Raw genomic sequence first — 21,714 nt, 5'->3', positions numbered from 1 at the left:
GGAGGAGGCCGGGGCGTTGCGACATCAGGTGTGAGAGCGGCTCCGTGACCTGCGAGCCAGCCGGCAACGAGCCAATCGAACTGTCATCGAGCCTGAGGAGGGCTCTGCCATGTCTCGAACTGCTCCGTCCTGCAGCTGCAGCGACTCCCGTGCGACCGCGATCGAATCGCTCGAGCCGCGTCGCCTGCTCACCGTCACCCTGGCCCGATTCGCCGACGACTTCGTCGACTCGATCGGCGTGAACATCCACGCTCATTACACCGATCGCCCCTACGCCCTCGACAAAGACGCGTGGCTGCCATTCCTGGAAGACAGCGGCATCCGCCACGTCCGCGATGCACTGGTGCCGGCCAGCACCAGCAGCTGGCTGGCCGGGAGCTACACCAGCATCCTCGAAGATCTCGCCGACCAGGGCATTCGCACCACGATGATCCTGCCCAATTCCGGCAACGTTTACGACGCCAACACCAGCGTGAACAGCGCCTGGACGACCGCCAACTACCGCCTCGGGGCGGACGTCATCGAGGCGTTCGAGGGCGTCAACGAATACGACTTCAACGGTGGCGGGACCAACGCTGCTAACCGCACCATCGAAATCCACGGCCTGGTCCGCGGGGACGCCGTCTGGGAAGATCGCCCGTTGCTCGGCCCGTCCGTCGTCTGGCCCGAACGCAGCGACGACACCGGCGACCTGACCGGCTACGTCGACTACGGCAACATCCACAGCTACCCGTACGTCCGCCCGAGCGCTCCATCGTACGACATTCGCCGCATGAACGCCGGGCTCGATCTGCAGACCGGCGACCTGGGCGTCCAGGTGACCGAGACCGGAGCCAGCACCGCCATCAACGATCACGACAGCAAACAGCCGGTCACGCTCGACCAGCACGGCGTCTTCATTCCCAAAACGCTGCTGGCCGGCTTCAACGAGAACGTCGGACGCACGTTCAACTACGAGATGCTCGACCAGTTCGACGACGCGACCTTGTCGGACGAGGAGAAGGAGTACGGCCTGCTCGACTTCGACGACACCGGCGTCGTGGGCGACAAGAAGGGAACGTGGACCGGCAAGCCCGGCTACTGGTGGATCCGAAACGCCATCGACGTCCTCGGCGACGCCACGCTCCAGACCAAAACCGAAGACACCGTCGGACTCCCGCCCGAAACCACCCACTACTGGGAGCCCAACGGCTTCACGCCCGGCTCCCTCGACTTCGATCTCGACGGCGACACGGCCAACGTGCATCACACGCTGATGCAAAAGAGCGACGGGACTTTCTACCTCGCCCTCTGGCGTGACGCGGTCAGCAGTGACAGCAACGGCACGCCCGTCGAGGAGTTCGACGTCCCCAGCGGCGACGTCACGCTGCGCTTCGGCGAGGACGTCGGCACCGTCCGGCTCTACAACAACCTCGTCGCCAGCAGCGGCGGGACGAACTCGTCCACGCTCACCAAGACCGATCTGGGCGTCGATCGCTCACAGGTCACGGTGCCGCTCGACGATCGTGTCGTGCTCGTCTCGATCGGCGGCGTGACGGGCGATCCACAGGCCGTCGCGCACTGGGATTTCGACCACGTCAACAGCGTCCTCACCAGCCTCGACCGCACCGGCAACGACCACACGCTCGACCACGTCGGCGACTTCCGAAAGACCGGCAACAGCTACTCCACCATGCGCGGCTACGGCCTCGGTCTCACGGCCGACGGTCATGGCAAGGCGGGGAACATCCTCAACACCTCGCAGTCGTTCACCGCGTCCGCGTGGGTCCGGCTCGACGACACGTCCGGCAGCGACACGGCCGTCAGCGCCGTCGGCAACCACCGCAGCGCGTTCGACCTCGGCGTCAACAGCGGGCAGTTCCGATTCCGCGTCTTCGCCGCCGACACCTCGCCCGTCACCCAGGCCGAAGCCCGGGCCAGCTTCAACTACGCGCAGGACACGTGGTACCACCTGACGGGCGTCTACGACGCCTCGGCCGATACCGCCAAGCTCTACGTCGACGGCATTCTGGTCGACACCGTCGCTGTCCCGGCCGGCGTCTTCAATGCCAACGCGGCCACCTATGTCGGCGCGAGCGGCACTGGCACGAATCCGACCAAGGAGCTCGACGGCATCCTCGACGAAGTGATGCTCTACCAAGAGGCGCTCGATGCCGACGAGGTCGCCGCCCTGTCCGGAGGCCGACTCGACCCGCGGGCGTCGTGGACCGTGACCGCCAGCAACTCCAAGGCCGGCAACGGTCCCGCGAATGCGATCGATGGCGTCCTGAACAACCGCTGGCACAGCGGCATCGGTCAGTACGACGGCATGTGGCTTCAGCTCAACCGCGGCAGCGACGATCGCCCGTTCAACCGCATCGTTCTCGAAACCGGCGTGCCCGTCAGCGACCCGGACAACCAAGGCAAGATCGACGACTTCGTCAAGAGCTACAGCGTCTACACGAGCGACAACGGCACCGACTGGTCCAGTCAGCCGGCACAAACGTCGGCGACCCAGTCGCGCCTCGTCACCGATCGCGTCGGCTCAAGCCAGATGCACATCTGGCTGCCCGAGGCGAGCACCGCGCAGTACGTCCGCATCGAAGCTGACTCCGCTTCGTCGAAATGGTGGGCGGTCAACGAGCTCGAACTCCACGGCGGCCCGGTCGGAACCGACATTGCCGCCGACCTCACGCCCGACGCCAACGGTCACCTCTTCGCCGAGGCTGAGGACTACAACTCCGACGTCAGTCAGGTCAGTCAGAGCGGCGACTCGTGGTCGCAACAGCCTGGTGGCAGCGATGGCTATCACATGGAAGTCGGACCCGACAACGGCGACCTGAATGACTCTGAGTCCGGCACCAAGGCCAACAGCCCACGCCTCTCCTGGATCGCCGACTTTGACGAGCCCGGCCGGTACTACGTCTGGCTGCGCGGCAAGGCCGGCGGCTCGACGAAGGGCACCAGCGACAGCGCCCACGCGACCGTCGATGGTGCGACCTTCTCCACCAGCGACCGCATGTCCGACTTCGCGACGAGCTTCGGCTGGCGATCCAGCACCATGGACAGCGCGCGGTCCTTCATTGACATCGATGCGCCCGGCTTTGCCCGATTCGATGTCTACATGCGTGAAGACGGCTTCGACCTCGACGCCGTTCTCTTAACGACGGACTCCACGCACACGCCAGCCGAACCGGCACCCGTGCCGAACAGCACGACGCAGGCCGAGGGCGCGACCCGCGCCTCCGCACCCATCCAGGACGAGCACGCCGGCTTTAACGGCAGCGGCTACGTCAACCTCGGTGCGTCCGGAAGCTCGGTCGAGTTCGAGCCCGACGGTGGCGGCGGCGGACTCGCGAGGCTGACCTTCCGATTCGCCAACGGCTCGACGTCCAACCGGACCGCGTCCTTGTTCGTCAACGGAACATCGGTCGGCACGATCGTCGCCGCCCCGACGGGTGGCTGGAGCACGTGGTCGACCGTCTCGGTCGATGTGGCCTTCGCATCGGGAACCAACACCGTCCGCCTCCAGACGACGGGCCAGGACTGGGGCAACCTGGACCAGCTGTCGGTCGCTGCCGTTTGAGGCGAGCCTGACGCCAGCGCGCCGCTTCGTCCGGCGAAGTCTGCCATTCAGCCGTCGATCGTGGTTTGGCCCTCACAGCCAGGCCACTTTCGACGGCTTTTCATTTCCTTGCTGATCCTGCGATCTGCGTGGCTGTGGCCCGTCCGAGCGGCTGTGCGGGACGACGCGATTGCGTTGGCGTCGCGCTTAAGGTCGTCGATCTCGGACCAACTCGTCTTCGACGGCAAAATGCGCTTGAAGCTGCTCGGCATAATCCTTACCCTCAAACCAGTCGCTCTGAGGGGACTCCGCCAGGGCCAGACTGCACGAAAAAAGGGAGAATGATGATCACGCGAACACTTCTGACAGCAGCAGCGGCTGCAACCATGGCTGCGCCGGCGTCAGCCGCGATCTTCGACTACGGGGATTTCATGGGCGACACGGTCATGTTCCTCGACACCTTCGAGGACACCGGCCCGACGTCGTTTCCGCTCTTCGGTGCCCCGGACGTCTTTGGCGACTCGCTCGACTTTGACCCTGTCAACTTCGACGTCTCCAGCAGCGGCCCGGACTCGTCGATCCTCAGCAGCACCGCGGGCACGACGATCATGGCTCTGGGCGGCCAGGTGATCGACATCATCGAGCTCGATGAGACCGGCTCGTACACGTTGGCGGGCCTCGCCGGCAACGCGACCGCAGAGGTCTCCGCCGTCGCGGTCATCGATGTCATCGAGATCGACGGCGTCGCGGCAACGGGCGACTTCTCGTTCCAGCAGGTTTTCACGTTCAACCCGTCGGGCGGCACGTTCTCCATCGCCGACGACGGCACCGGCTCGGCCACGTTCTCGGGTGGGACAACCTTCGACGTCGACGCCCTGCTCGCCAGCGAAGGCATTTTCGGCAGTGCGACAAAGGTCGAGCTGCTCGTCACCAACACGCTCGCAGTCGCCAGCGTCACCGGCACGAGCGCCCAGATCGAGAAGGACGACATCGGCGGCCTCGTCGTGACCGTTCCCGAGCCGACGACCCTGTCGCTGCTCGCCTTCGCCGGTGCCGGCCTGCTCCGCCGTCGGCGTTGAGGCCTCTGCCTTTTTTTACAGAACAGGAGCTGCCGGTGACCGCGAGGTCGCCGGCAGCTTTCGTTGATCGATGCGGTTCGCAGAGTCAGACCGACCGACGACGCCGGAGCGTGAGTGTGCCCAGCATCACCATGCCACCGACAGCAGAAAGCGGCGACGGGATCACCACAATCCCCTCGGCCGCCCGCCAGACGCCGATGCCGCTGCGTGCGTCAGCCAGTTTGAACGAAAACGCGACGTCGCCCGAATCGCTCAGGCCGGTCAGCGCATCGCCTGAGCCGAACTGGAAGCCAATGTCGGTGATTGCCGACCCGTCGATGAGGTCGCCGGTGCGGACGACCTTCACCAAGCCGGCAATCGGGTCGAACAGGAAAATGCCATCACCGCTGATGCCGTCTTTGGTGGTCGTGGCCGTGAAGGCGACTTGGCCGCTCTCGTTCAGGCTCGGCGGCGCGAATCCGTCGAAGCCAAAGGCGTCGAACGTGCCGGTGTCGCCCGGAGCCGCATCGCCGCCGCGGGCGATCGCGACGGGGTCCGCCCCGACTGCGTCGAGGTAGACGGCAAGCCGCGTCGTCGAGCCGCCTGCGGTGTCAGACAACGCGGCGACGAAGGCAACGTCGCCCAGGTCGTTGAGACTCGGTGTGTTGACGAAAGCCTCGAAGACCCCGCCGCCGTCGGCGGCCTGTCCTCGCCGGGCGATCAGCTCCGCCTGGGCGGTGACGCCGTTGTCCCTGAACAGGCCCGAGTCGCCGCTGACGCCCGATCCTTCGATTCGGGCGAAGAAGGCAACGGTGCCGGACGTGTTGAGGTCGAGCCCTTCGAACTGGCCGAGGGTGCCGCTGGTTCCGCCGTTGCCATCGTCCGCCGCGTCACCGCTCAGGGCGATGGTCTCGACCGTGGTCCCATCGCCGACGAAGACGCCTGAAAAGTTGCCGAGTGTCTGGAGCGAGCCGCGGAAGGCGACCTGTGCCGTGCCGCCGACGACGTCGCCCGCGACGAGATTGTCGAGATTGGTGAACGTGTCACTGCCGACGCTGTCACCGCGTCGAGCGATGGTGAGGACTTGCGCCGAGCCGACAGGCGAGAGGTAAACGCCAAGGCCGGTCGAGCCAGGCGTCGCGTCGATCGCCCGGAACGCCACGTCGCCGTCACGCGTGGCGGTGACGCGGTCGAAGGTGTCGAGCGGCTCGCCGGTCGTGGAGACGGTGTTGGTCCGCGCGGTGACAGTCGGCGTGGAGCCGAGGTTGACGCGGAACACGCCGTCCTGGTCGACGACGTCCTGCAAATCGACTCGGAAAGCGACGTTGCCCTGCTGGATGCCGCGTGGGCGGTTGAGCTCGAGACGCTCGATGAAGTCGCCGAACGTCGCCGGCCCGCCGTCGACGAGGTCGCCCTCCCGCACGGCTGCGACGAGGCTGGTCGAGCCGTCAACCGCCACTTGTCTGCCGAAGATGCCGGTGTCAACGTCAGCCGCCACGCCCGACGTGCGGGCACGGAAGACGACGTTCCCACTCGAATCCAGCGTCGGCCCGAGCAGGCTTCCGGGTCCGGTGAGCGAGTTGCTCCGGAAGCTGCTGAACACGCCTCCACCCGGCGCGACCTCGCCGGTGATCGCGACGACGTCGACCAGGTCTTCCGCGTCAAGACTGCCCGCCAGTGCGACGCACGGCCACGCGAAGGTTCCTGCGAGCACGGCGCAGGCGGCCCTTCTCACAGACACAGAATCAGGGCCAGAACGCGAAATCGATCTCATGCAATCTCCCCACAGAGGTCCTTGCTTACCGGCACTTTGATACGCACAGGGCCGGTGTGCGGACGCAGGAACCCTCGAAAACTAACGCGAAGCAACCTCAAAGACAATGAAGAAGTCGGTGTTCCCGAGCAGCTCGTCACTATCCGACAACGCCCCAATCCTCACAACCACAGCAGGACATACCCAACCGCCGCGACCAAGCCTGCCGCGACGACCGTCGGCACGATCGTGCTACGCAGAATCGGCTGGTAATCGCTCAGCCCCACCACCGCCGCCGCCGCGATGACGTTGAACAGGCAGACGGCGTTGCCGAGTGACGCCCCTGCGAGCTGGACGCCCAGGATCGTCGGCGCGTCGTACCCGAGTGTGACCGCCGCGTCGTGCTGGACCGGGCCGAAGATGACGTTGCTGACAGTCGTGCTCCCGGTCATGAAGGCGCCGAGCACGCCGAGGTACGGCGCGAGCAGCGGATACGCCGGACCAGTGGCAGCAAAGACGTCGGCAATGCGGGTCACCATCGACTGGCCCTCGTCGTCGCCCGCGAGCATGAATTGCGTGATCGCCAGCGATGGAAACAGGATCAACCCCACGGCCGCCGCCTTCGACAGAACCGGCCGGACGTCGACACGCCAAGTGCCTGCCATCAGAAGTGCCACGCCCGCCGCCGCGAGAAACGGCACCAACGGCGTCCGAAGTGGTCGCAGCACGGCGTCGGCCTCGGTGCCGAAGACGTCACGCCACGCCAGCGCGACGCCGATCCACTCCGCCATCGGCGGAACGATCTTCGGCAGCAGCAAAAGCACCACCAGCACGCCGTATGGCACCCACGGCCGGGCCGGCACGCGTCGATCCGTAAACACGAAGCCGAACCCAAAGACCGCCAGCACCCCCGCGGCCGCGATGCCCGTCAGCTCCTGCAGAAAGGGAGCGAACACCGCATAGCCGACCATGATCACGCCCAGCATCGCCCACGCCTGACGCGGAATCGCCTGATCGGTCTCGCGTCGAACCGCCCGGCTGACGAAGGCGAAGACCGCGACCGACGCCATCGCCACACCGACGCCGGCCACGAAGTAGACCCGCGACACCGCACCGCCGTCGAGTCCCAGCGGCCCCTCGAGGCCGACGGTCACGGGCGTCCCGATCGCCCCCGACACCGCGAACAAACCGTTGAACAGCAGCACCGCCACCACCGACAGCACCGGCGAAAACCCCATGCCCACCAGCAGCAACGGCACGACGACGCCCGGCGTGCCGAACCCCGCGACACTCTCGAAGAACGCGGTCAGAAACAGCGCGAGAAAGAAGAACCGAACCTGCCTGTCGGGATGGATGCGATCGAGCGACTGCTTGAGCTCGTCAAACAGGCCCGTCTGCTGCATCACCGCGTAGAGCAGAATCGCCCCCACGACGATGAACAGAATCGTGACCGTCCCCGCCCCGGCGACGATGAGCGACGCGGCAAACCCCGACCCGCTCCCGCCGAGCACAAACAGCAACCCCGCCGTCACGCCCGCCGTCACAAACACCGCCGCCCGCACGGTCCACGTCAGGCACAGAACCAGCAGCAACGCGATCGGTGCGAAAGCCAGGACCGTCAACATCGCCCCATCGTTGGCCGCCGGCTCCCTCAATTCGGCAGGTGCTGCGTCGGGTCGCACCCCGAAGACTGTGCGCAATTCAGATCTCAGTCGATGTCGATCACGTGTTGAGACGCATAGCGACGGATACCTGCATCAGTGGTGAGCAGTTGAACGTCGAGTGTGACAGCAGTAGCGAGGATGAACCGGTCCGCAGGATCGCGATGCGGCCAGTCGCCGAACATGGTCTGCGCTGCGACCGCCACGTCCGCTGTCAGCGGGACAAGCGAGAGCAGCGAGACCCGTTTCACTCTTGACAGCCACTCTTCGATCGAGCCGTTAACGATCAACGAACCGCGCCCTGCTTTCAACGCTACCTCCCAAACGCTGATCGCGCTGACAAGAACTCCATCCCTGTGCAAAGTCTCGAATCGCTTCATTGCTTTCCGGTGCAACGGACGGACAGGCACGGCTCCAGTCGTAGCCCAGACGAGAATCTGCGTGTCGATGAGGATCACGATTCGCGCTTCGGGCTGTTCTGTTGAAGCGCGTCCCAGTCGTCAGCGTCTGAAGCCGGGCTGTCCGGGTCAGTGAATCGAGACACCTTGAAATCCCGCTGCATCTCTGACAGCGCACGTCGTCCTTGCTCGACCTCTTCTGACGACGGAGGGTTGATGCGAAAGTCTCGCCACGACTGCTCTTCCGTCACGAGACGTGACCGAATCGCATCGAGCAGGCGGCGCGCTTCCTCGATCGGAAGCTCGCGAATCGCATGTTCGATTTCGGCAATGCTCGACACACGGCGAGTTTACGACCACGCGAGCAGAACCCAAAGCCAATCTCGTGGACAAGCTGCTTGCCCCGCGGTGACGGTGCGGACGCCGTCCAGAAGGCGGCTAGGGTCGCGTTCCGCGCTGGCAGGAGGCCGAATCATGAGTGAGAACACGCCCTTTTCCGAGCCCTATTCCGAGGTCGATCCGCCCGAGCCGCGGCGGCCGGGGCGTCGGGGTGGGTCGGACGAGGACCTGCAGCGAAAACTCCCGCCGCACTCGATCGACGCGGAGATGTGCCTCCTGGCGAGCATGTCGCTCGACAAGGACGTCATCGGCGAGGTCGTGCAGAAGGTCGATCGCGACGCCTTCTACCTGGCCGACCACCAGATCATCTTTGAGTCGCTGGTCCGGCTGTGGCAGGACAACAAGCCGGTCGACACCGTCCTGCTACGTGAAGACCTCGACAAGCGGCAGCTCCTGGACGAGGTCGGCGGGACGCGGTACCTGGCCGACATCCTGGCGGCAGTCCCGTCGGCGGCGCATGCGATGCATTACGCGGGCGTCGTCCGCGAGAAGGCGATGCTGCGTCGGCTCATCGAGGCGAGCAACAAGACGCTCCAGGACGCCTACGCCCCGCACGAGTCGGCCGAGCAGGTGCTCGACCGTGCCGAGAAGCGCGTGTTCGACCTGCAGCAACAGAAGGTCAGCGGCGACGTCGTCAGCCTCGGCAGCGTGGCCGAGGACGTCTACGGCATGATCGAGGACAAGGCCCGCGCCGGTCTCATGACCGAGTTCGTCGACCTCGACGACATGCTCCACGGCCTGCAGAACGGCGAGATGGTCATCGTCGCCGCACGCCCCTCCATGGGTAAGACGGCCATCGCGATGAATATCGTCGAGAACGTCGCCGCCCAGAAAGTGCCGGTGGGCGTCTTCAGCCTCGAAATGTCCAAGCAGCAGCTCGCCCAGCGACTCATGTGCAGTCGGGCCGGCATCGACGCCCAGCGGGTCCGCAAGGGAACGCTGCGGGCCGAGGAGTATCAGAAGCTGGCGCTCGTGGTCACGGAGCTGGACCAATTCCCGGTCTGGGTCGACGACACGCCCGGCCTGACGATCATGGACCTGCGTGCCAAGGCCCGCCGGCTCGCCATGCAGCGAGGCGTGCGGATGCTGATGATCGACTACATGCAGCTCATGGAAGGCACCGCCGGGATCGAGTCGCGACAGCAGCAGATCACCGAAATCTCACGCGGCATCAAGGGCATCGCCCGCGAGCTGAACATCCCGGTCATCTGCCTGAGCCAGCTCAACCGGCAGTCCGAAGGCCGCGACGGACACCGGCCGCGCATGAGCGACCTGCGTGAGTCGGGCTCCATCGAGCAGGACGCCGACGTCGTGCTCCTGCTCCACCGCGAGGACTACTACCGCCAGACCAACCCCGACTTCGTCCCTGACAACATCGCCGAGGTCATCGTCGCCAAACAACGCAACGGCCCGACCGGCACGGTCAAGCTGACGTTCGACAACAAGACCACCACCTTCCGCAACCTCGCGTCACAGATCGACGCGCTGTAGCTCGTCGGGTGGGCTTCAGGCCATCATCTGTTCGTGCGGTGGTGGGCCCCGTGACACGACCGATTCGCGTCGGTGCCACTGCATCGTTGCAGTGGCGAATCCCAAACCGCCCCCCCCCACGCCACCACCACTGCAACAATGCAGTGGCACCAGACAGACAATGGAGTTACGCCGCCAGCCGCCGAACGTCCTCACCGCGTGACAACGCCGGCTCCGTCGTCCACGCCGACGTCGCTGCCACCGGCTCGGCGTACGTAGGCTAGTCGGCGACGAGACGCTTGGCGTGGGAGCGGGTCACACCACGCTTCGGCGTGAGTTTGTCCAGCAGTTCGAGCACCTCGGGGGCGTGGCCGGTCAACTGCAGCCGGTGGTTAGCCCGCTTGGTTGAGGGCCTGCTCCATGCAGTCCACTGCTTCTGCGGCGGTGATCGTGAAGACGCCGGCTTGACCGCTATCAAAAGCTTCACGCCACGTGTCGTAACCCTCTTGGAAGTCAGGTAGCGTTCGAGTGCCGATGTGGTGAAGGACGCTGTTGTCGATAGCTTTTTCGGCGAATGGCAGGTGACCGATCTCAGTTCCGACGCCTGACGGAGCATGCGGGTTCTTGATGGACACGCCCTCGATGTACACGTGAACGATGGTGTCGAGCTTGGGGTCGGAATCGAGATGCAGGATGACAAGTCGCGACTCGTCTTCACCGTCGCGGGTGTGGTAGGTCCAGACTTGGCCGGGCTGATACTTGGGTGTCACGGACTGTTCTCCGAAAGGTGTGTTGGACCAGCATCCGAATGTTGAGCACAGTCCCGGTGCCACGACACGCAATGTAGTGCGGACCGGTGCGGTTGCCGGAAGCAATAGAATACGTTTGGTGGATTCGGGCTCTCTAGGTGGAGCGGGTGCTTTGCATCGCGACCTTCGCGTTCTCGATCTCCTCGATGAGGTCGGTCTCGCTGTCGCCGCTGGCATCGAAGCGGTGGGCAGCCTCGCCCGACAGGTTTTCGATCGGCGTCGTTAGCTGCGCGGCGTGCGCGACGAGCCGGGCGATAAAGTCATCGAACGCAGTACCCGCGGCTTGGGCACGCTCGCGGAGGCGACGCTCGGCCTCGGTCATCAGCGGGATGGCGACGCTCGCCAGACAACTGTATCAGGTTGTCCGATGACACTGCATCATCAGCAGTTGCACCGGACTGAAACTTGTGCTCCGGTGGCGAATTGGGATGTCACGGCGTCGCCGCTAGCCGGGCCGACGAGGGCGTCGACGTCCTCTGAATCCTGTGGTGGCCCGAGACCCAACCGAAAGGACTGGACCGCCCGCCCGCCGATCTCGACCATGCCGCCATGCTGTCACGGCTCTTCCGCCGGCGAACGACCTGCCCGATCGAGCCGGAGAAGTTCGAATGGCTCGAACGCGCCTTTCACTGGATCCTCGGCCAGTTCGGGTAAGAGCTCGTGCTACGCCGGCCCGTGATGGTGCCAGATGCAAGCTTCTTCCAGCACGGATGGGAACCGACCGGGCCGCATCTCGAACGACTCTTCGGATCGATCTGCGAGCGCATGGGCCTCGACCCTGACGGCGTCGGGCTGTACGTCGGTGAATCGAGTATTGAGACGCAAAGCAACCACACCATCGCCTCCGCCGGCGGGTCGGCGGCGGGGTTGTTTCATCGCGATGAGCAAGGCCGCCCCGTCGTCGGCGTGAGCCTCGACCTCATCGACGAGCCGATCACGCTGACGGCGACGCTCGCACACGAACTCGCACACGTCCGCCTGCTCCACGAGCGACGACTCACCGGCGAGGAGGAAGACCACGAACTCACGACCGAAGCGACGGCCGGCCTGCTCGGGTTCGGCGTCTTCTCTGCCAACAGCGCCGTCCGCGAGCGGGACGTCCAGTTCTCGACCGGCACCGGCTGGTCCGTCGGCCAACTCGGCTACTTCCGCGTCCAAACCTGGGGTGCCCTCCTCGGCCTCCTGGCCCACCATCGCGGCGAAGACCGACCGCCATGGGCGAGCGCCCTCACCGGCTCCGCCCGCCGCACGATGTCCGCCACGCAACGTTGGCTCGCGAGGCGCTAGCGAGGGACGGAGACCGCTTGACTGCATCTTTCACCACCGCCCCCACCGCCTCCGGCGTCGGCGGCTTCACAGCCAAGGCGTTGACCGGTCCGTTCTCTGTTCCGACGAGCACGATTACTTACTGTGGAGGCATGTGGGTCCTGCTAGCTGCGATTCTCGTCATTCCGCCCGCCGCCCAAGTCGAGCCGGCTTCACCAGCGATCGATGTGGTTGCGGAGGCTGGGGAAATCGATGTCATGGAACCCGCCTTTTGGGCGGAGAAGCTGGAGCTTCTCCACGCCGCTAGCGATGACGCCGGGGATCACGCAGACGTCGCCGAGGCGTGGGCGATGGCCGGAGACATGCAGCGCAGCGAGATCGCGTCCGCGAGAGCGAGGGCGATCCTGGATGACGCGATTGCTGATCTTCCTGCGCTTGAAGAGAGATGGCAGACGCTGTCCGAGGACGAGCGATTGGGCAGGCCGATGGAAGAGAACCCCATGACCTTCGTCAAGTGGCGGGCAGACCATTGGTGCAAGCTGATGATGGCCCGGATGGTCGACTGCGACGTTGATGGCGTGCTTGCGATTGCGGACGCCCGGCACGAGTGGCTTCAGCAGGCGGCGGAGAGATTGGAGAGCGTGACACTCAACGACCTTTACCAAGGCGGCGAGACGGGGGACACGGTTGAGGCTTATTGGGCGATCAAGATCGGACTGCACGAGGTGATCGAACCGCTCTCCGGTCGCCAGCGCGGGGCTTTCAACCGAATCTCGTTCCCCGAGCGGGTTGGAGAAGCGTTCGCCGAGGTGGGAGAAGTCGAGGCCGCCAGCGAGTGGTTTACTCGTGCGTTTGAAGCAGCCCTTGATCATTATCGCGAGGTGCTGCAAGGCCTCCCTGCAGAACCGTCACCGGATGAGCAGTTCGAGTTGGAGAATGCCCGGTACTACGTCACGGCCGTTGCCGGAGTTGCTGCCCGCTACGGACATGCCGAGCACGCGCAGCGGCTGCTGGCTGACGACTTGAACGTCCTCGAGCCGGATGATCGGGCCGATCTCTTGAACGCACTCGCCAAAGGGGCAACCGACGCGGAGGACTGGGATCAAGCCGCCAAATGGGTTCAGGCGACCCTTCCGCTGCTCCGGAACGGCGACGAGCCGACGATGGGACGGTGGTGGAGCATGACCGTTGCCAAGCTCCGCGTTGCTGACAACGAGGCGGAAGACTGGCGGGCGATCTGGATCGAGTTCGCACCCTTCGCTTCGGAGGACCGTCGGCTGCCTGAGGGCGAGGTTCGCGTGCTGCTCGCCGACATGCAGGCGGGCTTTGCCCTGATCGAGCTAGGCCGATTCGACGAAGCTGAACAGCTGCTGGGCAAAACAGCGTCGCGGATCGATCAGCGGGCAACGAAAAACGGGACCGGACGGCGCTGGCTGCAGGAAGTGGAGAATGCCATCGCGGTGGGTGGCTCGCTCTATCTCCTGCGGGCGGGCGAGGCCGAGCGAGCGCGGCGCCTTCCAGCCCGCGTGCTTCTTGACGATCCGCCCGAATTGGATGAGACAACATGGCTTGAGCACGCGTACGACCGACGTCTCTTTGCTTCACCAAGACCCCTCGCCACGCTGCTGGCCCGGAACGGCGAAGCCGAGGCAGCTCTGGAGATTGCCGAAGCCGACTTTGAGCAAGACACACGTCTAAGCGACATCGCCTACTTCGTGGCCGAGGCGGCAGTCGCCGAAGACCGGCCCGAGTTGCTGCAACGACTGGCGGACGAGATGCAACTGCGTGACGAGTCGCGTCATGCACGCATCATCCGCTTCACGCTCGGCGGCTTGACGGGCACAAAGAGCTTTGACATGCGGAAAGACGGCTAAGCTCGCGCGTCATGGGCGATGGTTCAAATCCACCTCTTCCCGATGCGAAGGACCTCCGGCTGGTCGTCTATCCCGATCCGGGGCTCAGGCGACGTGTGCCGAAGATTGAGACGTTCGACGACGACACCGTCCAGAAGCTCGAAGCCATCGGGAAGCGGATGCTGGAGATGATGCGGGAGCACGAGGGCGTCGGGCTGGCTGGGCCGCAGGCGGCGGTGCAGGCGCGGGTCTTTGTCATGAACGCCACCGGCGAGCCGGACGGCGATCGCGTCTACGTCAATCCGACGCTGTCCGATCCGGACGGGGAGGACGAGGCCGAGGAAGGGTGCCTGTCGCTGCCGGACATCCGCACGCCGGTCCTCCGCGCGACCAAGCTCCGCATGCAGGCCAAGACTCCGGCCGGCGAGCCGATCGACGAGACGGCCGAGGGCTTTGTCGCCCGCGTCTGGCAGCACGAGGTCGACCACCTCGACGGCAAGCTCATTCTCGACCGCATGCCAGCCACGGTGAAGATGGCCAATCGCAAGAAGCTCCGCGACCTCGAAGCCGCGGCCACCAAGGTGAAGTGACGATGGCCAAGCGACTCCGCATCCTGTTCGCCGGAAGTGGTGCTTTCGGCCTGCCGACGCTCAAAGAGCTGGTCGACGAGCACGACGTCGTTCGTATCTACACGCAGCCCGATCGCCCCGCCGGACGCGGCAAGAAGCTCACGCCAACGCCGATTGCTGTCTTCGCCGACAAGGCCGAGCTGCCGGTGACACGCACGCCGAAACTCAACGACGAACCGCTGCCCGAGGCCGACGCACTGGTCGTCATCGCGTTCGGGCAGAAGATCAGCCAAGAGCAAGCGAACCACCCGCGGCTTGGCGCGATGAACCTGCACGCCAGCCTGCTGCCGCGACATCGTGGTGCGGCACCGATCCACCACGCCCTGCTGGCCGGCGACGAGACCATCGGCAACTCGGTCATTCGCCTGGCGGAGCGGATGGACGCCGGGCCGATCCTGCGTCAGGGCGAGGTGCCGTTCGTGGCGAACGAGACGACGGGCGAGCTGCACGATCGCCTGGCCGAAGCCGGTGTGTCGATCGTGCTTCGGACGCTGCGTGACCTCGACCTGGGGACCGCTGTCGAACTGGATCAAGACGAGTCGCTCGCAACCCACGCCGGCAAACTCTCGCGCGAGGACGCGGCCCTCGACTTCGAGCGTCCTGCCGTTGAACTGGCTCGCCAGATCAACGCCCTCTCACCCTGGCCGGGCTGTCGGATCAACGTTGCCGGCGTCGCCTCGACGCTGGTCCGCGCGACGGCCGTCGACGGCCTGCACTACCCGTCGTTCATCAACAGCGACGGCCTGATCGGGACGGGGCAAAGCCTGCTTCAGATCCTCGAACTCCGCCCCGATGGCGGCAAACCGATGCGGTTGGAGGACTATCGCAACGGCCGACCCTGGCCGACGGGCGAACGCGTCTGGCCGGTCACTTGAGCCGGCAGCCGTGGCCTTGCTGGGCCGGTTCCGTCACTGGGCGTCGATCGGCTCGACGGGCACCTGCACTTCCCACCACTGCCGATCACGAGGCATGGCCGGGCCGTTGTAGCCGAGCAGACGGACCGGGCCGTCGACAAGACGCCAGCCCTGTTGAGCGAGGGTCGCCTCGAACGTCTCGACGAGCTGAACCCGAGCCTCCTCGAGCGCGCCCTGCCGCCGCGAGCCCTGGAAGCCGGCCGAGAGGAAGAAGCCGGGCTCGGTGTCTTCGACGACGACGCCTTCCTCCGCATCGCCAACCGGGCCGAGGTCGGGTGAGCGGTACAGGAAGGCCATCGAGCCTTCGACCTCGTCGCCTCCGACCGTGCTGCCGGTCATGACGACGGGCGCGGTCATCGCGATGTCGCGCGTCGAGATGTGTCGGAACAGCGGGAAAAACGCCCGTTGCTCTGCCCCTTCTCCCGCAACGATCGCCTGGCGAACCGGTGCGTAAGCCTTGAGTTCGACGGCCCCGGGCGGCGTCGGGCGGGGGTAGCCGACGGGCAGAGCGGTGCGGACGAGCGCATCGCCGGAAGCCCAGTGCGTCTCAGGTCCGTCGTCGCCGTCGACTTCGATCGGCGTCGGCTCCGGGACGTCGCCGGCCACACGAACGACCTCGCCCGGGCCGGGACGCGTCGTGGGTTCGGCGATGGCGACAGACGTCGCGAGAGTGACAGCAGCGGCGGAAACGAGGAGGCGAAGCATGTCGGTAGTCTGCAGGAGGAGGTTGATTTCGGGAACGCCCACTTCGGACGTCGCAGGAAGATCGGGATTGCGTGGTGGCCGGACGCAGCAAAATCCGGTGCCCATCCACGCGTTCCGCAGCCTTTCTGCGTGCGTTAGCGTCGACGCATGGCGACGCGTCGCAGCCAACCGGGTGGAGGCGACGTCTTGCTCCGCGTGAGCCACTTCGCATTGCTCGCGGGGCTGTGTCAGTTCATCCCGATTCCCTTCGCCGACGATCTGGCCGGGGAACGCGTGCGACGTCGGATGGTGGGCGTGCTGCTGGATCGCCGTGGTCGGACGTTCGACGTCGACGACGTCCAGCCGCTCTACGCCGGCCCGGGCAAGTCGCTCATCGGCCGGGCTGGCTCGTTCGCCAAGGGGCTCGTGCTGAAGCCGATGAAGAAGCTGTTGCGGACGGTCTTTTTCGTTGCGATCATTCGCCGGGCGATTCTCGAGACGGCCGAGGTGTTGATGCTCGGCCACACAATCGACCGTCTGCTGGCCGACGGTTGGCTGCCGAACGATGCCTCGAAAGGGACGCTCGAAGCCGAGGCCGAGCAAATCGTCATGGCCGTCTCGGGCGTGATGTCGTCGCCCGAACGTCGCGGCCTGGTAACGCTCGTCCGACGCATGGCCCGCGTGCTGCGCGATCGCGACCGGAGCGACACCGACTTGCCCGACGTCACCGACGGCGACGCCGAAGCCGCACTCGACGATGGTCAGCGGCGCGACCTGAGCAAAGCCTCCGCCAAGCTCGCCGATCGCCTCGAAGACGAGACCGGCCGCAGCATCCTGGCCCGCGTCGATGCGGCAGTCGATGCACGCTTGGCCAAGCTGCAAGGCCGACCCGCTCCGTCATCGTGAGCGAGCGCAGCGAGTCGAAAGACCTCGTTTGCACTTCGGCAGCGGCACCGCTGCGAGGTTCCTCGGCTGCGCTCGGGATGACGGAGGGCGTCACGCCGAGGCAGCAGTGACGACTCGACGAATGAGATCGTCGTCCACGTCGTCTCGAACGGTCGCAGCACCAAGGCGCGTCGGGAGCACGAGTCGGATCTTGCCGTCGCGGACCTTCTTGTCAGATTGCATCGCAGAGAGGATCGCGTCGACGTCCAGCGCCGGATCGATCTTCGTCGGCAGGCCGAGCGACTGGATCAGTGACTCGACGCGCTTCGCTTCCTCGGCCGACATCATGCCGAGGTCGGCCGACAGCCGGCAGGCGACGACCGTCCCGGCGGCCACCGCCTCGCCGTGGCTCATGGCGTAGTCGCTGACCTTCTCGAACGCGTGCCCGAAGGTGTGGCCGAGGTTGAGGTGTGCGCGCACGCCCTGCTCGTACGGGTCTTCTGCGACGACGCTCGCCTTGACGCGCACGTTGTGCGACACGAGCTCGGCCAGTGCTTCGGCGTCGCGGGACAGATATGCCTCGGCCTGCTGCTCCATGGTCGCCAGATGCTCGGCGTCTCCGATGACATCGTGCTTCACACACTCCGCCAGGCCGCCGCGAAGCTCGCGTTCCGGCAGCGTCGCGAGCGTCGCGGGATCGATCAGGACTAGGCTGGCCGGATAGAAGGCTCCGACGAGGTTCTTGCCGACGGCATGATTGACGCCCGTTTTCCCCCCGACACTGGCGTCGACAATCGCCAGCAAGCTCGTCGGCACAGCGACATATGGCAGCCCGCGCAGCAACGTCGCGGCAGCAAAGCCCGCGAGGTCGGTAGCCACACCACCGCCAAGCCCGATGACCGGCGTTCGGCGATCGATCTGCTTCGGCAGCACCGCTTCGTAGACCTCGGCCAGCGTGTCGACGGTCTTGTACCGCTCGCCATCCTTCACAACTGTCGGCACCACACTGAAATCAGCTGCCTCCAGCGACGCCGTGACGACCTGTTCGAATAGCGGCCAAACGACGTCGTTCGTCACCACCACCGCTTGCTTCGCGGGTGCGACTTGTCGAACGCATTCACCGACTTCGGCGAGCAGTCCAGCCTGCACGACGACGTCGTAGGGCTTGCCCAGTCCGGTGACGGTGATCGTCTCGCTCACAGTCTCACGCTATTCACGCTCGCTGTCGTCCTTGTTCGTTCGAGGCTCAAGCGAGCAATCAACCTGCTAGAAACTGACCGTGAAGCGGCGCCTTTTGGAAAAGCACCTGAAGGATCACGGGGGCGTTTTCGACCACTCCGGAGGTCGCCATGACATCTGGTTCAACCCGTCAAATGGCAAGCAGGCACCCGTTCCCCGACACAACGAAGTCAACAACTTCACCGCAGCATCCATCTGCAAACAGCTCGGTATTCCCAAGCCACACCTAGGCTGACGCAAGCTTGGCAAGCTTTTCGTATCGGACTTTTCGAGCCTCTTGCAACGCCGCCAGGGCATCGCGTGCCATCTCGAAAGCTTCAGGAATCGTCTTCGCCTGCGTGATGAGCTCCGGATCCAGCGGCGAGGTCACCGCGTACCAACCGTCTCCAGCCGGCTCGAGCTTCAGCGTCAGATCGCCATCGCAGACGATGTACGTCGGAGTCTTCACGCCGCATACATTAGCAAGCTCCGCGGTCGATCACGCGGCTTCGCTGCGGAGGGATTCTTCGTCTTCCTCGTCCGCTTCTTCGAGCTCGTCGACTTCTTCGTCGTATGTCTCGTCGAGTTCCTCGTCCTCGCCGTACTCCTCGATCGCCGCGTCGCCGGCTTGCTGGGCTTTGAGGTCTTCCCACTCGTCGATCGTGATCTGCGCTTCGCGGGCCTGGCCGCCTTTGTGGCCGCCGACGATGCCGTCGGATTCCATCGCCTCGATGATCCGCGACGCCCGGGCGTAGCCGATCGTCAGCTTTCGCTGCAGCAGCGAGACGCTGCCGCGACGCGTCTCGAGCACCACGCGGACGGCCTCGTCGTAGAGCGGGTCGCGTTCCTCGTCGCCGTCGACGTTGATGCCGTTCTTGATCTGCACCAGCTCCGGCTCGAACTGCGCTTTGGCCAGTTCTTTGACCTTGCGGACGCTCTTTCGGATCTCGTCGTCGTCGATGAACGTGCCCTGGCTCCGCATCGGCTTGGCCGCTCCGGGCGGAAGGTAGAGCATGTCGCCCATGCCAAGGAGCAGCTCGGCCCCGTTCTGGTCGAGGACGATCCGGCTGTCCATCTTGCTCGCCACACGGAAGGCGATCTTGCTGGGCATGTTCGACTTGATCAGGCCCGTCACCACGTTGGCCTGAGGCCGCTGCGTCGCCAGGATCAGGTGGATGCCGACGGCCCGGGCCTTCTGAGCGATGCGGACGATCGAGGCCTCGACCTCCTTGCCGCCGGTCATCATGAGGTCCGCCAGCTCGTCGATGATGACGACGACGTATGGCAGCTTCTTCGGAATGCGTGCCTCTTCCTCGGGCGTCGCCGGGGCCATGCGTTCGATGAGCTCTTCCTGCTCCAGCGCGTTGTAGCCGGCGATGTTGCGGACGCCCGCTTCGGCGAGCAGTTCGTACCGCTCGTCCATCTTGGTCGTCGCCCACTCCAACACGCCTGCCGCCTTGCCGGGCTCGGTGATGACCGGACACATCAGGTGCGGCACGTCCTTGAACGGCGCCATTTCGACGACCTTCGGGTCGACGAGGATCAGCTTCACGCGGTCAGGCCTCTGCGTGTAGAGGATCGACATGATGATGCTGTTGATGCAGACGCTCTTGCCGCTGCCAGTGGTGCCGGCGATGAGACAGTGCGGCATGCGCGTCAGGTCGTCGATGAGCGGAGCGCCCTGACTGTCCTTGCCGAGGAAGATCGGCACGTGCATCTTCTGCGTCTTGGCTGGTGCCTGCTGCATGAGGTCCTTGATGCGGACCTTTTCCTTCTCGTTGTTGGGCACTTCGATGCCGATGGTGCTCTTGCCGGGGATCGGCGCGACGATCCGAATCGACTCGGCCGCCAGCGTGCGGGCCAGGTCGTTGGCCAAGCCCGACACCTGGGCGACCTTGGTGCCCTTGGCCACGGCGATCTCGTACATCGTGATGACCGGTCCGGTGTCGATCGCCTCGACCGTCGCGTCGACGTTGAACTCCTCGAACGCCTCTTCCAGCTGGGCCGCCTTCTCGCGGACGAACTGCTCCTGCTTGTCGGCGAAGCCCTCCTCGGGCTCGGCCAGTTCCGTCCAGTCCGGCAGCTCGTAGTCGTCCAGATCCTGCTGGATCGGGGCGGTCTGCTTCGGCGCATTGCTCTTGGCGAGGCGGACCTTGATCTTCGACAGGTCGCGCTTCGGCGGGACGCCCTCTTCGACGTCGGTGTCGGGCTGCTCCTCGACCTCTTCCTCCTCGTCGACCTCCTCGATCTGCTCCAGCGCGTCTTCCTGAGCGATGACGTCTGTCGGATCGGCCTCGATGTCGGGGACGTCCGGCGCGATATCGTCGTCCACGTCCGGTACGAGGCGCTCGGCCGTTACGACGGGCTCCGGATCGGGCTTCTTGGCGAACTGCAGCCTGAACTTCGGCAGGCTCGGCATTTTCAGCTTGGGCACACGCGGCATCGTCGGCTTGGGCAGCGACGGCACCGTGACGACGATCGGCTCCTTGCCGGCACGCTTGGCCGCGACGTTCTCGCGAGCGGCACGGAAGCGGCGAACGAGCGCGATCGGCCAGCGGACAAAAAGCTCGTCGGCGACCAATAACAGGCCGACGATCGTGCCGACGAGCAGCGCCAGCCGCGTGCCGGCGGGTCCGAAGTGACGTTCGAGGTGGAAGCTGGCCGCGATCCCCACGACGCCGCCGTCACCCTCGGGCAGGCCGTAGAAGTCGGTGCCGAGGTGGGCGAAGCCTGCCGCGAGGCTCGTGACGAGGAGCACCAGCCCCGACGTCCGAAGCCAAAGCTCTGGAACGACGTAGCCGGAGAATCGCAGCACACACAGAACGCCCGTCGCTGCAAGCAACGCCCAGATCGCTGGCCCAACCGCGACAATCAGGTGGTACGCCATGAACGCACCGATTCGTCCCGCGACGTTGGACACATCCTCTGCCACCGGACGGACCGCATGCGTCGGCCAGTCCAGCGGCGAAAAATCGTACACCGCGATCGTCACCAGCAGCCACAACGCTGCCGCGACGAGCCAACCGGCGGTGCGCACTGCTCCCGTTCGTTTCGCCATCTATGACAGGTTATCGGAGCGACGCACCCGGATCCGACACCGCTTTGTCACCCGCCCACCACGCCGGGCGGCCAGGACCGGATTCTGGGAATCCAACAAGTCGTCAGAATCCGGG

19 protein-coding genes are annotated in these 21,714 nt (G+C 65.4%); 9 read left to right on the top strand and 10 right to left on the bottom strand.

Annotated features, from left to right (window positions below):
- Positions 1-109: 109 nt before the first annotated feature.
- Positions 110-3,565, top strand: coding sequence for a LamG-like jellyroll fold domain-containing protein (locus AAGI46_06465; GenBank protein ID MEM1011848.1), 3,456 nt, complete (start codon positions 110-112; stop codon positions 3,563-3,565).
- A 365-nt stretch (positions 3,566-3,930) separates the two neighbouring features.
- Complete coding sequence (locus tag AAGI46_06460; GenBank protein ID MEM1011847.1) at positions 3,931-4,623, top strand: PEP-CTERM sorting domain-containing protein; 693 nt, start codon at positions 3,931-3,933, stop codon at positions 4,621-4,623.
- A gap of 85 nt (positions 4,624-4,708) precedes the next feature.
- Here the strand turns inward: AAGI46_06460 and AAGI46_06455 are convergent, their stop codons facing one another.
- The 4 genes from AAGI46_06455 to AAGI46_06440 all read right to left on the bottom strand — a co-directional run bounded on the left by AAGI46_06455 (position 4,709) and on the right by AAGI46_06440 (position 8,755).
- Positions 4,709-6,316, bottom strand: coding sequence for a choice-of-anchor tandem repeat NxxGxxAF-containing protein (locus tag AAGI46_06455; protein ID MEM1011846.1), 1,608 nt, complete (start codon positions 6,314-6,316; stop codon positions 4,709-4,711).
- A 221-nt stretch (positions 6,317-6,537) separates the two neighbouring features.
- Entirely contained in the window at positions 6,538-7,980 is a 1,443-nt protein-coding gene (locus tag AAGI46_06450) for an L-lactate permease (protein ID MEM1011845.1), read from the bottom strand.
- An 83-nt stretch (positions 7,981-8,063) separates the two neighbouring features.
- Positions 8,064-8,474: a type II toxin-antitoxin system VapC family toxin gene (locus AAGI46_06445; GenBank protein MEM1011844.1), complete on the bottom strand. Its 411-nt coding sequence runs from the start codon at positions 8,472-8,474 to the stop codon at positions 8,064-8,066.
- Positions 8,471-8,755: a hypothetical protein gene (locus tag AAGI46_06440; GenBank protein ID MEM1011843.1), complete on the bottom strand. Its 285-nt coding sequence runs from the start codon at positions 8,753-8,755 to the stop codon at positions 8,471-8,473. The genes AAGI46_06445 and AAGI46_06440 overlap by 4 nt, the downstream gene beginning before the upstream one ends.
- A gap of 133 nt (positions 8,756-8,888) precedes the next feature.
- On the opposite strand from AAGI46_06440, the gene dnaB reads away from it, so the two are divergent.
- Entirely contained in the window at positions 8,889-10,304 is a 1,416-nt protein-coding gene (gene dnaB / locus AAGI46_06435; GenBank protein ID MEM1011842.1) for a replicative DNA helicase, read from the top strand.
- 371 nt (positions 10,305-10,675) lie between these two features.
- Here the strand turns inward: dnaB and AAGI46_06430 are convergent, their stop codons facing one another.
- On the bottom strand, positions 10,676-11,053 hold the full coding sequence (locus AAGI46_06430; GenBank protein MEM1011841.1) for a hypothetical protein: 378 nt from the start codon (positions 11,051-11,053) through the stop codon (positions 10,676-10,678).
- 133 nt (positions 11,054-11,186) lie between these two features.
- Positions 11,187-11,414: a hypothetical protein gene (locus AAGI46_06425; protein MEM1011840.1), complete on the bottom strand. Its 228-nt coding sequence runs from the start codon at positions 11,412-11,414 to the stop codon at positions 11,187-11,189.
- A gap of 338 nt (positions 11,415-11,752) precedes the next feature.
- Between AAGI46_06425 and AAGI46_06420 the strand changes: the two genes are divergently transcribed.
- The 4 genes from AAGI46_06420 to fmt all read left to right on the top strand — a co-directional run bounded on the left by AAGI46_06420 (position 11,753) and on the right by fmt (position 15,715).
- Positions 11,753-12,379 (top strand): hypothetical protein, encoded by a 627-nt coding sequence (locus tag AAGI46_06420; GenBank protein ID MEM1011839.1) that lies wholly within the window; start codon positions 11,753-11,755, stop codon positions 12,377-12,379.
- Between the two features lie 131 nt (positions 12,380-12,510).
- Positions 12,511-14,232: a hypothetical protein gene (locus AAGI46_06415; GenBank protein MEM1011838.1), complete on the top strand. Its 1,722-nt coding sequence runs from the start codon at positions 12,511-12,513 to the stop codon at positions 14,230-14,232.
- 11 nt (positions 14,233-14,243) lie between these two features.
- Complete coding sequence (gene def / locus AAGI46_06410; GenBank protein ID MEM1011837.1) at positions 14,244-14,801, top strand: peptide deformylase; 558 nt, start codon at positions 14,244-14,246, stop codon at positions 14,799-14,801.
- Between the two features lie 2 nt (positions 14,802-14,803).
- Entirely contained in the window at positions 14,804-15,715 is a 912-nt protein-coding gene (gene fmt, locus AAGI46_06405; protein ID MEM1011836.1) for a methionyl-tRNA formyltransferase, read from the top strand.
- A gap of 33 nt (positions 15,716-15,748) precedes the next feature.
- Here the strand turns inward: fmt and AAGI46_06400 are convergent, their stop codons facing one another.
- Positions 15,749-16,459, bottom strand: coding sequence for a hypothetical protein (locus AAGI46_06400; protein ID MEM1011835.1), 711 nt, complete (start codon positions 16,457-16,459; stop codon positions 15,749-15,751).
- 147 nt (positions 16,460-16,606) lie between these two features.
- Between AAGI46_06400 and AAGI46_06395 the strand changes: the two genes are divergently transcribed.
- On the top strand, positions 16,607-17,344 hold the full coding sequence (locus tag AAGI46_06395) for a hypothetical protein (protein ID MEM1011834.1): 738 nt from the start codon (positions 16,607-16,609) through the stop codon (positions 17,342-17,344).
- A gap of 90 nt (positions 17,345-17,434) precedes the next feature.
- Here AAGI46_06395 and aroB read toward each other — a convergent pair whose 3' ends face one another.
- Positions 17,435-18,523 (bottom strand): 3-dehydroquinate synthase, encoded by a 1,089-nt coding sequence (gene aroB / locus AAGI46_06390; GenBank protein MEM1011833.1) that lies wholly within the window; start codon positions 18,521-18,523, stop codon positions 17,435-17,437.
- A 79-nt stretch (positions 18,524-18,602) separates the two neighbouring features.
- Here aroB and AAGI46_06385 point away from each other — a divergent pair, with 79 nt between their 5' ends.
- Positions 18,603-18,797, top strand: a complete 195-nt coding sequence (locus tag AAGI46_06385; protein ID MEM1011832.1) for a type II toxin-antitoxin system HicA family toxin — start codon at positions 18,603-18,605, stop codon at positions 18,795-18,797.
- Here AAGI46_06385 and AAGI46_06380 read toward each other — a convergent pair.
- Both AAGI46_06380 and AAGI46_06375 read right to left on the bottom strand, forming a co-directional pair.
- Positions 18,789-19,010, bottom strand: coding sequence for a type II toxin-antitoxin system HicB family antitoxin (locus tag AAGI46_06380; protein MEM1011831.1), 222 nt, complete (start codon positions 19,008-19,010; stop codon positions 18,789-18,791). The genes AAGI46_06385 and AAGI46_06380 overlap by 9 nt on opposite strands.
- A 30-nt stretch (positions 19,011-19,040) precedes the next feature.
- Positions 19,041-21,599 carry a DNA translocase FtsK gene (locus AAGI46_06375; GenBank protein ID MEM1011830.1) on the bottom strand — a complete coding sequence of 853 codons (2,559 nt, stop codon included), beginning with the start codon at positions 21,597-21,599 and terminating at the stop codon, positions 19,041-19,043.
- Positions 21,600-21,714 lie beyond the last annotated feature (115 nt).

It is taken from the genome of Planctomycetota bacterium (genome assembly GCA_038746835.1).
Taxonomy (GTDB): domain Bacteria; phylum Planctomycetota; class Phycisphaerae; order Tepidisphaerales; family Tepidisphaeraceae; genus JBCDKH01.
The sequence above is the reverse complement of the archived record's forward strand: the minus strand, read 5'-3'. Positions and strand labels throughout refer to the sequence as shown.

Coding starts and splice junctions, on each gene's coding strand:
- AAGI46_06465 (MEM1011848.1), top strand. CDS start 110: ATGTCTCGAACTGCTCCGTCCTGCAGCTGCAGCGACTCCCGTGCGACC.
- AAGI46_06460 (MEM1011847.1), top strand. CDS start 3,931: ATGGCTGCGCCGGCGTCAGCCGCGATCTTCGACTACGGGGATTTCATG.
- AAGI46_06450 (MEM1011845.1), bottom strand. CDS start 7,980: ATGTTGACGGTCCTGGCTTTCGCACCGATCGCGTTGCTGCTGGTTCTG.
- dnaB (MEM1011842.1), top strand. CDS start 8,889: ATGAGTGAGAACACGCCCTTTTCCGAGCCCTATTCCGAGGTCGATCCG.
- AAGI46_06425 (MEM1011840.1), bottom strand. CDS start 11,414: ATGACCGAGGCCGAGCGTCGCCTCCGCGAGCGTGCCCAAGCCGCGGGT.
- AAGI46_06415 (MEM1011838.1), top strand. CDS start 12,511: ATGTGGGTCCTGCTAGCTGCGATTCTCGTCATTCCGCCCGCCGCCCAA.
- def (MEM1011837.1), top strand. CDS start 14,244: ATGGGCGATGGTTCAAATCCACCTCTTCCCGATGCGAAGGACCTCCGG.
- fmt (MEM1011836.1), top strand. CDS start 14,804: ATGGCCAAGCGACTCCGCATCCTGTTCGCCGGAAGTGGTGCTTTCGGC.
- AAGI46_06400 (MEM1011835.1), bottom strand. CDS start 16,459: ATGCTTCGCCTCCTCGTTTCCGCCGCTGCTGTCACTCTCGCGACGTCT.
- AAGI46_06395 (MEM1011834.1), top strand. CDS start 16,607: ATGGCGACGCGTCGCAGCCAACCGGGTGGAGGCGACGTCTTGCTCCGC.
- AAGI46_06375 (MEM1011830.1), bottom strand. CDS start 21,599: ATGGCGAAACGAACGGGAGCAGTGCGCACCGCCGGTTGGCTCGTCGCG.